This window comes from Mucilaginibacter sp. OK283, assembly GCF_900110415.1.
GTDB lineage: Bacteria > Bacteroidota > Bacteroidia > Sphingobacteriales > Sphingobacteriaceae > Mucilaginibacter.
In genome coordinates, this window is sequence record NZ_FODR01000003.1 from 563,727 (window position 1) to 577,329 (window position 13,603).

Genomic DNA, 13,603 nt, shown 5'->3' on the forward strand with positions numbered 1-13,603 from the left:
GGAACGATAGTTCGGTATGTTAGATCAATTAAAAGCATCCCCTTTAGGGGACGGGAGGGGCTTGGAGGCTTTGCAATCCTTCCTCGACGCTAAAGTTGCCCAGTACAACCGCCCCGAATTTATTGAGAACGACCCTATAGTTATCCCGCATATGTTCAGCAAAAAGCAGGATATCGAGATCATGGGTTTTTGGGCAGCTACCCTGGCCTGGGGGCAGCGGGTTACCATCATCAAAAAGTGTCGGGAACTAATAACCTTGATGGATGGGGCACCCTATGATTTTATCATCAACCACGAAGAGCCCGATCTTAAAAAGCTGCTGAGCTTTAAGCACCGCACTTTTAACGATATCGATACACTGTACTTCATCAGCTTTTTTAGGTATCATTATGAAAATTTTGATTCGCTGGAGGATGCATTTATGCCGAAGCCCCCTAACCCCCTGAAGGGGGAACAAGCGGCTAAATTTCCTAATCAAGGAACTCCCCCTTCAGGGGGCTGGGGGGCCGAAGATCATCTCAATCACTTCCGTTCCTATTTCTTTTCGCTGCCCGATTATCCGCATCGCACAAAAAAGCATGTATCCTCGCCTTCGCAAAAATCAACCTGTAAAAGGATCAATATGTTTTTGCGTTGGATGGTTCGTAAAGACGACAACGGTGTGGATTTCGGCATCTGGAACCGTATCAAACCTGCCGACCTGATTTGTCCGCTCGATCTGCATGTAGACAGGGTTTCCCGCAAACTGCTGCTCATCACCAGAAAACAAACCGATTGGCAAACCGCGCTTGAACTAACAGAACGATTGAGGGAGTTTGATCCGCTCGACCCGGTGAAGTATGATTTTGCCCTGTTTGGTTTGGGCATTGAGGAACGGTGGGGCGTGCAGTTTTAAGCCCTCATTTTAATTCGCCGCCTTTTTGATCCCAAAATCTATCAAGGTTATCTCGTCTCTTCTTATCTTTCTGCCTTTTAATTCCTCATAAAAACCGATGATGTCGCTTTTTTTGATGCCTGATTTACTAAGCGCATATGCCCATTTTATAACTGCAATTTCCCGGTTGGTAGCATAAATGTTATCTTTTGTACTTGCACCCGTTTGAATCCTTTGGCCATCATATTCATGGCCTTTTATAGGTGTCCAAAAATCAAACCTGCCACCATCTTTTGATTCGGCTAAAATTTTGCTTTTAACGTCTGCAGTAATAGTTGTAGAAGTATCCGTGTCATTTGTTTGGGCAAAAGCCGTTGTTATGGTTGTTAAAAGACCAATGGTAACGATTGTTTTCAGGAGGTGTTTAAATATCACCTTTTTATGGATGTTACTCATACTGCTTAGTTTTTAAAATACAAAGTTAAATACAATCTAACGGTTGTGGCAATGCGATTTTATTGATTTTAACGAGTTAATTTTCTTGCTATCATTCTGATAAAACCTATCAAAATGATAGGTTTTTCGATATTTATAAATTCGTATATTTTACAGTTAATTATCTGTAATACAGATTTTTAGTTTTTATAATCGCCCTGTAGGCATATGTTTTGAATACGAGGGTTCGTTATTAAAAACAGTTTATGGCGATAGTATTTCTTTGTTGCGGCGGTCAATATTCAAAGTGGCTGCAAAAAAAATTCCTGGCAACAGTATTGTCACCTTTTCAATCCCCTAATTTTTTTATTTATTAAATGAACTCACACGTTAAGCACCTCACATTTGCGGGCATGATTGTTACGCTCGGTATCATTTTTGGCGATATCGGTACCTCCCCGCTATATGTATTTCAAACCCTGCTGGTTGAAGGCGGGAAAGTAAATCCGGCCCTGGTTTTAGGCTCCATTTCTTGCATCTTTTGGACGCTTACCTTGCAAACCACCTTTAAATACATTGTGATAACCCTACAGGCCGACAATAAGGGCGAGGGTGGCATTTTCTCTTTGTATGCCCTGGTAAGGCGCTACGGCAAGTGGCTGGCTATCCCGGCTATTATAGGCGCAGGCACCTTGCTTGCTGACGGTATAATTACGCCACCAATATCTGTAACTTCAGCTATTGAAGGATTGAACCTGGTACCTTATTTTTCGGATGTTATCATTCCTGGTAATAACCTTATTTTGATTATAGTAATTGCGATAATTATACTGCTTTTCTTTTTCCAACAGTTTGGCACCAAAGTGGTTGGTTCGGCTTTTGGTCCTATTATGCTAATGTGGTTTTTGATGCTTGGCATTTTAGGCAGCATCCAGGTGATGCATTCTCCTGGTATATTCAAAGCGTTGAATCCTTACTATGGTGCGCGCTTACTAATGGATCATCCCAAAGGGTTTTGGTTATTGGGCGCGGTTTTTTTGTGTACCACTGGTGCCGAAGCTTTATACTCCGATTTGGGCCATTGTGGTCGCAAAAATATCCAGGTAAGCTGGATATTTGTTAAAACCACGCTGGTTATTAACTACCTTGGTCAGGGTGCATGGGTATTGGCGCAGGCACCAAACAAGAATTTTACAGGCGTAAATCCATTCTTCGAGATAGTGCCTCACCAGTTCCTGATCCCGAGTATTGCATTAGCTACTATGGCTACTATTATTGCCAGCCAGGCTTTAATCAGCGGGTCGTTTACACTAATCAGCGAGGCGGTGAGCATGAACTTCTGGCCGCGCATTACTATCAAATATCCATCTAACATTCGCGGACAGATTTATATCCCCAGCATCAACTGGATACTTTGTGTAGGTTGTATCCTGGTATCGTTGTATTTTAAAACATCAAGTGCCATGACCGCTGCTTACGGCTTTAGTATCACCATTGCAATGCTAAGTACTACCGTTTTAATGTACTATTTTATGCGCTATGTTAAACACTGGCCGGTGTGGTTGGTCACTATTATTTTGTGTCTGTTTTTAACCGTTGAGTTCTCGTTTTTTGTAGCCAATGCGGTTAAAATAGTTAAAAGGTTATTCTTTGTAGGCTTTGAAGTTGGGTTGATATTTACCATGTATGTTTGGTTCAGGGCGAGGAAGATTAATAACCGTTTCCTGCATTTTGTAGATATTAAAGAAAAATTACCCCTGTTAAATGCACTTAGTGCCGATACTACCGTAAATAAATACGCTACACATTTAATCTATCTAACTAAAGCTAATAACAGCAAACAGATAGAAGAAAAGATCATTTACTCCATTATGAGCCGCCGCCCTAAACGTGCTGATACCTATTGGTTTGTGCACATTGAACGTACAGACGAGCCATACACCATGGAGTATAGTGTTGACCATATTGAGCCCGGTAAGGTTATTCGTATCGAATATCGTTTAGGTTTCAGGATTCAGCCGCGGGTAAATGTGCTGTTCCGCAACGTGGTTGAGGATATGGTGAAACGTAAGGAAATTGATATTGCCAGCAAGTACCCATCCCTTAACGAATATCATATCCCGGCCGATTTCAGGTTTGTAATTATGGAAAAATTCCTGAGCTATAATAACCTGTTCAGCGTGAGCGAAGGGTTTATCCTGAACAGCTACTTCGCCATTAAAAAGCTGGCCCAGTCAGAAGCCAAAGCCTTTGGTTTGGATACCAGCGAAACCCGCATTGAAAAAATACCGCTGGTGGTTAAGCCGGTGAGTAATTTGCATTTGAAGAGGGTAGAGGCGGTATAGGTTTTTTGGTGGAGTGGTTGATTGAGTTGATTAGGTGAGTGGTTGATTAAGTTTAAAATGCTGATCATCTGTCAACCACTTAACCCAATCAACCACTCACTTAATCAACCAACCCTACGCCTCTTCCTTAAAATAAACCTTATAAAAGTTCATCGCTTTATCATTGTCAAAACCTTTTTCGATGAGTTGTTTATCCCCATGGATATAGATGTGGAAGTTTTTGTCCAGCTTTAAAACGCTTTTGTAGTCGCGGGCTTGTTTTTTTACGGCATTGCCGGATATTTCGAAGGTGTTGCCAATGGGGCTGTCAAACTCCTGTTCGTATTGGTTTTTGAAGGTTTTGAATGATTCGATGGCTTCAGGGTTACCTATTACCTCGTTGCCAAATTCGTCCATATCAAAAGTTTCCTTTTCTTTAAAGTACCTCATCGACCGGTTAAGCAGGTCTATCTTATCGGCCTTACTCATTTCAAACTGATCGTCGAGTTTTTGGGTAACAAAGTTTTTGTAAATGCCCAGGGTATTGTTGGTTTGGTTAAAACTATCGTTACGGATCTTGAGCTGTAAAAAATCGTCTTTCCAGTATACGGCCGCATCCTGGCCTCCGTTGGTTTTATCAACCACCACTACTTTATAACCGTTTTCTTTCTCGATGTTAAAGATAAGCACCCCTTTATCCAGCTTGTTAATGTTGATGGCGTCCTGCTCATAATCAACCTGGAAACCACCTTTATCCGGGTAAACTTTCAGGTAGGTTTCTTTATTTTCCGATTTAAATATGCCAATGGTATCCAACGGGTTACCTTCAATTTGTACGCTGTTAAAGTAAACCACGTACAGCTCGCCACCTTTAATGTTGGGGTGTGTGGTAACCTTAAACAGGTGTTTGGCAATTTTTTCTGATGCTTCGTGAAATTTTTCCTGATCCTCAAACACCTGGGTAGCAAAGTTATGCAACTCGTTAAGCGCCAGGTCGCCGCTGCTGTGTGTCAGGTGATAAACTTCGTTAACCTTTTCAAAGGGCTTTAAAAAGTACTGCATCAGCAGGTTAGGAATAATCTCATCCTTCAATTCCAACGGACTATCCGACAAGGCGTATAACTCATCCTGCAAAGGATTACCAACATGATGTACCGAAATAGTATCGAGCGAAGCTTCAAAAAAAGTTACCATAGTGGCGGCAAAGGTAGTTTTTTTAGTCCATAGACCATGGACGATGGTCCATAGTTAGGTTACAAATGGATGATAGGAAGATTGATCTTAAATTGCGACTTTTGTGCTTTGGTCCTTTTACCATGGGCTATCGACCATCGACTATTGACCACCGACTATGAACACTCACCACTCACCACTCACCACTCACCACGAAGATACCATCGTTGCCCTTGCTACCCCAAACGGGATTGGCGCTATTGCGGTTATCCGCCTTTCGGGGCCGGATGCCATAGCTATTGCCAATAGTGTGTGGAAGGGTAAGGATTTAACCAAACAGGCCTCGCATACCATCCACTTCGGCCATATTGTTGATGGCGACCTGGTGTTGGATGAAGTACTGGCGTCGCTGTTTGTTGCCCCACGGTCATACACGCGCGAGAATGTTGTAGAGATAAGTTGCCATGCCTCGGGCTATATCATTGAATCTATCATAAAGCTATTTATCAAAAAGGGAGCACGATCGGCCAAACCGGGCGAGTTTACCCTCCGGGCTTTCCTGAACGGGCAGCTTGACCTATCGCAGGCCGAAGCTGTTGCCGATTTGATAGCCTCCAATTCCAAAGCATCACAGCAGGTAGCTTTACAACAATTGCGTGGAGGCTTTAGTACCCAGCTGCAAGCCCTGCGCGAGCAACTGGTAAATTTTGCATCACTAATTGAATTGGAACTTGATTTTGCAGAAGAGGATGTAGAGTTTGCCAACCGCGACCAGCTGAAAAACCTCATTCATGAGATAACCAAAATAGTTGGCAGGTTAATCCAGTCATTCGAACTGGGTAATGCCATCAAGAACGGTGTAAATACAGTTATAGCCGGCCGGCCCAACGCTGGTAAGTCGACGCTGCTGAATGCGCTCCTGAACGAGGAAAGGGCCATTGTAAGCCATATCCCTGGTACCACCCGTGATACTATTGAAGAGGTGCTTAATATCCAGGGCATCAATTTCCGGTTGATAGATACCGCCGGTATCCGCGAGGCCACTGATGCTATTGAGCAGATAGGGGTACAGCGTACAATGGAAAAAATAAGCCAGTCGGCATTGCTGGTTTACGTGTTTGATGCCGCTGAAATTACTACCGAAGAATTGAACAACGACATTGAAAGCCTGCAAAAGCCAGGAATTTCCATGCTGCTGGTAGCCAATAAAGCCGATTTGCTTACCGATGCCCAGCTAACAGCCCTACCGCATGGCGATAAGCTGACCATCATATCAGCTAAAGAAAAACAACATATCGATGAGTTGAAACAACGCATCTATTCCTCATCCATTAAAGACCAGCTAAGCGGCGATGAAACCATGGTAACCAACATTCGCCACCTGGAGGCACTACAAAAAACAGAGGAGGCCCTTGTACGGGTGCTTGGTGGGATAGACGGGAGTATAACATCCGATTTTCTGTCGATGGATATTAAACAAGCGCTTCATTACCTTGGCGAGATTACCGGTGTAGTTACTACGGATGATCTGCTGGAAAATATATTTAGTAAGTTCTGTATCGGCAAGTAGGCCGTAAAAAAAATAAATTCAATCTATCTTAGGTTTCTTAATTACAGTAAATTTCCTGGTTTTTTGCCCGCTTATTATTTTGTGATGATGATTGACTTTTTTAAATCATCACGAAGAACGATTTTATTTTTTTTAAAAATTATTGGTTGATAATCAATAAAATATATGAATATGCTGTTATTGGTTAGCGGTATGCTATAAATCGATTTTTTGAATCACGTGATATATTTCTTATGACGCCCGGAAACAAAAATGTTTATATTGGTATGCTATTTGGGTAAGCACGTTCGCCACCAACTCATTAACGACTTAACTTTCAGAAAATAAATTCGATGGGTCATCAGTTACCAGGCCTTGCCAAACAAGAAGGCAGAGAGGCGAATAGCCCCAAAAACTGCTGGCTAACTGTGGCTGTCGATAGCAAATATGTTAAACTCCTGATAGCAATTTTATTGCTGATTTTACCAGAGTTTTGCCCCGCCCAGGAGATAAAGGAGCAACTGTACACGCAGCCAGCTCATCACCAGGTTGACACATCGCATATTAATGCTTTATACCGATTGGGCCTTTACTATTTATCGCATTATAATCAAAAAAATCATTTAGATAGTGCGCAGTTCTATTTAAACAAAGCACTCGTGATGGCTAAAGTAGCATACCGAAGCACAGATGCAAGCAGATATAATTTGCAATTGGGTAATGTGTACCTGGCACGCAATAATATGCCTGTTGCAGAAAAATATTACGCCCTGGTCGCACAGGCACATGAAGCAAAGCTGGAAACTACTAAGCAGGCCCAAACCTGGGTAAAATTCGGTGCAAATGTGTTAAATAAAATGACAGATACAGGTAAAAGAAATTCTGAATCAGCAGCCGAAACTGCAGAATTGTATTTTAATCGCGGTATAAAGATACTGCAATCCGTGAGAGATACTGCGGCTCTTATTAAGATGGAGATTTATATAACTATGTCTTATCATGACGGAGGCTATCGTCAGCGTTATAGGAAAAGATTTATAGATATCATTAAAAAATTTGAAAACTCCCGTTTTGCTGAAGTTAATATACTGTATGCAAATTTATCGGTGGTTTACAGGAATGAAGGTAATAATAATATGTCGCTTTTTTATTTGCTGAAAGCGATGAACCGCATGGAACGGTTACGCGATACAGTTAATAAAGATGTGCTATATGGCGAACTGGCACTGATTTATGACGAACTGGGCCAAACAGATCAAAGCATACAATGGTATAAAAAAACATTAGCGTTACGTGAAAATATACCTAACACATCACCGGCGGGTTTATATCGTACGGTTGGTTTTTTGGTGCTTAACCTCAACAAACAGGGGCGCAGTTCCGAAGGGCTCAGCTACATTATAGATCTGGAAAAAAGCATCCGCCTAAAGATGGTAATGTAAAGGGTATGGCCGCCCAGGTAAAAGCCTATTGTTATGATGGGCTTATGCAATATAAGTTAGCCGAGAAATACTTCCTCCTAATGATGGCTTATTACAGAAACTCCGATGTTCCTTACCTTCCGGCCTATGGCATGTACGATATTGCCAATTTTTATGTACAACAAAAAAAATACAGCAAGGCGGCTTATTACCTGAAAGATTTGCACGAGGGGAATTTTAATTTATCCCGAGAAAGGGATATCAATTTGATGCGTTTTAAAATTGATTCTGCTGCTGGGAAAACCTGGTCTGCTATTAAATATTTTCAGCAGTATAAACGGTTGAACGATTCGATTTTTAATGCCACAAAAAGCGGGCAAATAGAAGAATTGCAAATAAAATATGCCACCGAGCAGAAAGAGCGCGACCTTGCATTTGTTACCAAAGACCGGCAATTACAGTATGAAAAGGCGAACCACGCCACCAACGCACGCAATATTACATTGATAGGCATAGGTATGCTTTTAATAGTTGTTGGTTTACTTTACAATAGTTACCGCATAAACCAAAAAAAGACTATTGAGATAGATCGTAAGAATAAAGAACTGAGCCAATTAGTGAGCGAAAAAGATAGTTTATTAGAAGAAAAAGAATGGCTGATAAAAGAGGTTCATCACCGGGTGAAAAACAACCTGCAAATAGTAATGAGCCTGCTTCAGCGACAATCATCATTTATTAATAATAAAGAGGCGCTGGCAGCTATTCGCAATAGCGAACATCGCATGCATTCAATAGCCCTTATACACCAAAAGTTATATCAGTCAGATAGTTTAATGCTGGTCAACATGAATGATTACATAAATGATATGGTTGGGTACCTGCAGGAATGCTTTGATTTGGGCAACCGCATCAGGTTTGAGAAATTAGTTGCCGATATTAACTTTGAAGTAAATGTAGCAGTACCTATGGGACTTATTCTGAACGAAGCTATTACCAATTCAATCAAATATGCTTTTAATGGTCATCGGGATGGTTATATAAGGATAGCCCTTGAGCAAACCGGGGAAAACGATTATTTATTGGCAATAGCCGACAATGGGCGGGGCCTTGCTGTTGACATTGACCTTGAGAAAATGAATTCGATGGGGTTTAATCTCATGCGGGGGTTAAGCAAACAACTTGGTGGGAAATTATCGGTGTCAAATGATCATGGACTGGTTATAATAATAGCAGTTCGTACACGCTAAAATTATAAAACAACACCTGTTAAACAACGATATATCGTTGTTTAACAGCTAAATATCGCTGCCATCGTTACACGGTAACATATTTTACGTAGGCCGCGAAATAAAAATACATCTCAATTTATAATTGTGTTTGCTAATAAAAATCCGGCGGCTATCACGCTCAGTTGTGGCAAGGTTTATGAATAAGCATTGCCGTCCGTTATAACTTGCCGCCGGAACGGCAATAATTATCGAGGTAATGGATTTTAAATTTTAAATTATAGCCAGGTTTAATAGCAGATCCGGGAAACTTCATCAACAAGTTGCCGGATGCAGAAGCAATTGGCTATTAACAATAAATTATGTTTAAAGCGACGGTTCTTCTGTCATTATTTATTGCTGCAACCTATCCATGCTTTTCCCAAACGGCGCCTAAGGATAAGGTAAGCAACCTGCTTGCCCAATTACGTACGGCAAGGCCGGATACCAATCAACTAAACATGCTTCACCAACTTGGCAGCTATTACCTTGAGCGGCACTTCAGGTTAAACAAGCCCGATCTCGACAGCGCTTTCGTTTTTTTTAAAAGAGAGAACAGCTTAAGTACAAAGCTACATGTGGAGGCTGGGTCTGGCCGCTTAGAAAGCCTGTGCAGTTTAGGTACAGTTTACCTCTCGAAGAATATGCTCGATAGCGGAAAGGCATGTTTTATGCAAGCAGTAGATTTTTATAAAAAAAACGGCAACAAACAACAGGAAGCAAAAACATGGGAAAGGTTTGGTAAAACAACCGAATTGGCAAACTGGCCCCTTGTGCCCGCAAATTTAGTAACGGAAATAATTGGCGCGTATAACAACGCTATTACTTTATTTATAGCTACCAATGACAGGCAGCGTGAAATTATGGCCCGATACAATCTGGCCCATGGACATTTTAAATTCGGCCTTATATATTTGGCCGAAAAAGATTGCATACAAGCCATTGAGAAATATGGGAATAGCTCATTTAGCAATATGGGGGCCATTTACTTTATCCTGGCCCATATAAACAGGTACCGTGGCAATATGAATAAAGCCCTGCTTTATATTTTAGAAAGTATAAGGCGGATAGATAAAAGCCATGATACCACCAACATTCGTGTAAGGCAAGCTTCTATGTTTGGCGAATTGGCCGAGGTGTACGATGCGCTTGGGCAAACCGATAACAGTGTTGCCTGGTATAAAAAAACACTGGCACTGCGCGAAAACCTAAATTTACCACTCCAGCAAAAATACAGGACAGCCGGGTTTATTGTTAAAGGGTTAATAAAGCAGAAAAGGTATTCGGAAGCGCTTGCCCTTACAATTGGCATCGAAAAAAGACACCCGCCGGATGACAATTACGATAAAGCTATTATTACACAAATAAAGGCTTATTGTTACGAAGCTTTGAAAGACTATAAAAATGCAGAGGTTGCCTACGTTGAAATGATGAGGCTGTACCCCAAGACCACAGCAGACGAGATTGTTTCTTTGGCCAAGTATGATATTGCCAAATTTTATATAACACAAAAAAAATTTGAAAGAGCTGCATTTTATCTTGATGAAGAAATTTCGAAAAGTGCTGCTGTTACACGGTCGAGGGACTTTTATTTTATAAAGTATAAAATTGATTCGGCAAAAGGGAACTATTTATTGGCACTACAGCATCAATATTTATTTAAGCAGTTTAGCGATTCTATTTTTAATAGTAATAAAAGCAAGGAAATTCAGGAGCTGCAGATTAAGTATGAAACTGACCAAAAGGAACGCAATATCAAATTCTTAACAAAAGAAGGCCTGCTGCAACATGAAAAGGCGGTACGGGCCAACAATACACGCAACCTTACCCTGGCAATTAGCGTGCTGCTTATTTTTTTGATGTGCTTGATTTTTAATAGTTACAGGATAAAACAGCGAACCAACGTGGCGCTGAACGCACTTGTAAATGAAAAAGACAAGTTATTGGCAGAAAAGCAATGGCTACTAAAAGAGATCCATCACAGGGTAAAAAATAATCTGCAAATAGTAATGGGGCTGTTGCAGCGGCAATCGGCTTATATTGATAATGACGAGGCGCTGGCCGCCATACAGAATAGCGAAAATAGGATGCACTCCATTGCGCTGATTCACCAGAAACTTTACCAGTCCGAAAATCTCGACCTGATTTGTATGCAGGAGTATATTGATGAAATGATCGGTTATTTAAAAGACAGTTGCGGCCTTTATAACCGCATTTTGTTTGAAAAACAAATAGATGAACTTTACTTGGACGTGGCGCAGGCAGTACCGCTTGGTTTAATACTGAACGAAGCCATCACAAATTCCATTAAATACGCTTACAAGCCCGATGAGGCCGGTACTATTTATATTTCACTGGTTAGTAAAGCTGACGGGAACAACCAGTTAACTATAGCCGATAACGGGCCTGGCCTGCCTGCTGCCTTTAATATAAATAAAGTTGAATCGTTAGGTATAAATTTAATGCGGGGATTGGCCAAGCAACTGGGCGGAAGTTTTGATATCATCAGCGAACAGGGATGTATAATAAATATTGATTTTAAAACAGAAATATTTAACAGGGTTACAGCAAAACAGAAATAACACTAACTTAGAATGTCATGAATCGGAAAAAAATTCTTGTTGTTGAGGACGAGTTTATTATTGCAGATGTATTAAGCAATATTTTAAAAACTGCAGGCTACGACGTTTGCGGTATTGCCGACAGCGTGCCAGAAGCGCTGGAAATGATTGATGAATTTGCGCCGGGATTTGTATTGCTGGATATTTATTTAAAAGGGAAGCTTACAGGTATAGATCTGGCACATCGTTTAACCGAAATGAATACCCCGTTTATTTATATTTCGGCCAACTCCAACCAAAAGGTACTTGAGGCCGCAAAGATTACCAATCCGTATGGGTTTGTGATTAAGCCATTCCGCGAAAAAGATGTATTGATTGCCTTGGATATAGCAATGTACCGCTATGAAAACCAACTGGAGAATGGCCTGCGTCAAATTGCAGTATTACAAAAAAAAGCTGCCGAAATACTGGCTTCAACAATTGGCTGGGAGCATAAAATATTGCAGATGGGCAAAACTTTACAACCCTATATTCCCTTTGAATTTTTGTCGGTGGGTATGAAACAGGAGGATACCGGGAGTTTTTATGAAATCGGCTTTTCGAGGATAGGTTTTGATGAATACCAACTGATAGGCGGTACAGAACTGATGATTGTTACCAACCACAAGCAGCATGAACTGGCCAAACTAAAGGCTAATGACCTAACCGACCTGATAGCAACCTGGTATGACGAAAATGAATTAGAAGTTTTGCTGAAAAAACCTTCGTTAAAAAAATTGTTTGCCGATACGTACAACTTAAAGTCGCATTTGTCAATGCCTATTTCATTAAGCAATGGCAAAGTGTGTTATTTTAATTTTTATAGCCGCCGACCAGACGCATACCAGGCCGATCACTTAGTGCTATGCAATAGGTTGCAGCTTATGTTAACCAGTTTTATGGAAAGCATGCAGCATGCTCCTAACAGTCCACTGATTAACAAGCCGGGTAATTATACGCCAAACCCGCAGGTTAAAACAACAGAACAGCCAAATCCCTTCAGTGGTATTATTGGCAGCAGCCATTTGTTGTTAACGGTGTTTGATAATGTCGTCCAGGTATCTAAATCAAATTCATCGGTACTTATTTTGGGCGAAAGCGGTACCGGCAAAGAAAAAATAGCAGAGCGTATTCATTCACTATCACTGCGAAAAGACAAACCTTTCATCAGGATAAATTGCGCGGCTTTACCCACGTCGTTAATTGATTCTGAACTATTCGGCCATGAAAAAGGTGCATTTACAGGTGCCCACGAAAGAAAAATAGGGCGGTTTGAACAGGCACATACCGGCACTATATTTTTGGATGAAATAGGCGAATTGCCGCTGGAATCGCAATCAAAATTGCTTAGGGTATTGCAGGAAAAAGAAATAGAACGCATTGGTGGTCGTGTTACCATCAAAACTGATGTACGGATTATTGCGGCTACCAACCGTAATTTGGATAAAGAAGTGGCCGAGGGTCGTTTCAGACTCGATCTTTTTTACCGCATCAATGTTTTTCCTATACTAATGCCCCCGTTGCGCGAACGAAAAGAGGATATTGCCGACCTGGCCAGGCATTTTTTAAACATCTACGCCCGTAAAACCGGTAAAACTGTGCGCGGTATATCCCCGCAGGTTTTGGAGAGTATGAAACGTTACCATTGGCCGGGCAATATCCGCGAACTGGAAAATTTAATAGAGCGTAATGTACTGCTAACACGCGATGACATGATCAATAGCATGGTGTTGCCCACCCAGTTAGAGCAACCTATAGCTGTTATGCCTGCCGAAACCGTGGTTACCACCATGGTTGAAGGAGAACGTGCCCACATACTGGCAGCGCTGAAAAAGTGTAATGGCAAAATATGGGGAGAAGGCGGAGCGGCCGGTTTATTGAATATCCCCCCAACCACGCTCAACTCTAAAATGAAAAAGCTGGGAATTCGGAAAGATTTTGGTACGTAGGCAGGGAGCAAAA

The 13,603-nt window shown here is 41.4% G+C and carries 9 protein-coding genes; 7 read left to right on the forward strand and 2 right to left on the reverse strand.

The annotated features are described in order from the left end of the window. Nucleotides 1-16 precede the first annotated feature (16 nt). Nucleotides 17-895 carry a TIGR02757 family protein gene (locus tag BMX56_RS10555; protein ID WP_090645821.1) on the forward strand — a complete coding sequence of 293 codons (879 nt, stop codon included), beginning with the start codon at nucleotides 17-19 and terminating at the stop codon, nucleotides 893-895. A 9-nt stretch (nucleotides 896-904) separates the two neighbouring features. Here the strand turns inward: BMX56_RS10555 and BMX56_RS10560 are convergent, their stop codons facing one another. Continuing rightward, complete coding sequence (locus BMX56_RS10560) at nucleotides 905-1,330, reverse strand: hypothetical protein (protein ID WP_090645825.1); 426 nt, start codon at nucleotides 1,328-1,330, stop codon at nucleotides 905-907. Between the two features lie 356 nt (nucleotides 1,331-1,686). On the opposite strand from BMX56_RS10560, the gene BMX56_RS10565 reads away from it, so the two are divergent. Further along, entirely contained in the window at nucleotides 1,687-3,654 is a 1,968-nt protein-coding gene (locus BMX56_RS10565) for a KUP/HAK/KT family potassium transporter (RefSeq protein WP_090645829.1), read from the forward strand. A 114-nt stretch (nucleotides 3,655-3,768) separates the two neighbouring features. Here BMX56_RS10565 and BMX56_RS10570 read toward each other — a convergent pair whose 3' ends face one another. After that, nucleotides 3,769-4,827, reverse strand: a complete 1,059-nt coding sequence (locus BMX56_RS10570; protein WP_090645833.1) for a nucleoid-associated protein — start codon at nucleotides 4,825-4,827, stop codon at nucleotides 3,769-3,771. Nucleotides 4,828-4,984: 157 nt separating this feature from the next. Here BMX56_RS10570 and mnmE point away from each other — a divergent pair, with 157 nt between their 5' ends. From mnmE to BMX56_RS10595, 5 genes are all read left to right on the forward strand, one after another. After that, on the forward strand, nucleotides 4,985-6,376 hold the full coding sequence (gene mnmE / locus BMX56_RS10575) for a tRNA uridine-5-carboxymethylaminomethyl(34) synthesis GTPase MnmE (protein WP_090645837.1): 1,392 nt from the start codon (nucleotides 4,985-4,987) through the stop codon (nucleotides 6,374-6,376). A gap of 332 nt (nucleotides 6,377-6,708) precedes the next feature. Beyond that, complete coding sequence (locus BMX56_RS10580; protein ID WP_090645842.1) at nucleotides 6,709-7,797, forward strand: tetratricopeptide repeat protein; 1,089 nt, start codon at nucleotides 6,709-6,711, stop codon at nucleotides 7,795-7,797. A 44-nt stretch (nucleotides 7,798-7,841) separates the two neighbouring features. Further along, nucleotides 7,842-9,023 (forward strand): sensor histidine kinase, encoded by a 1,182-nt coding sequence (locus BMX56_RS10585; protein ID WP_177183770.1) that lies wholly within the window; start codon nucleotides 7,842-7,844, stop codon nucleotides 9,021-9,023. Between the two features lie 341 nt (nucleotides 9,024-9,364). After that, nucleotides 9,365-11,623, forward strand: coding sequence for a tetratricopeptide repeat-containing sensor histidine kinase (locus tag BMX56_RS10590; protein ID WP_090645851.1), 2,259 nt, complete (start codon nucleotides 9,365-9,367; stop codon nucleotides 11,621-11,623). Nucleotides 11,624-11,640: 17 nt separating this feature from the next. After that, nucleotides 11,641-13,590, forward strand: coding sequence for a sigma 54-interacting transcriptional regulator (locus BMX56_RS10595; protein ID WP_090645856.1), 1,950 nt, complete (start codon nucleotides 11,641-11,643; stop codon nucleotides 13,588-13,590). Nucleotides 13,591-13,603 lie beyond the last annotated feature (13 nt).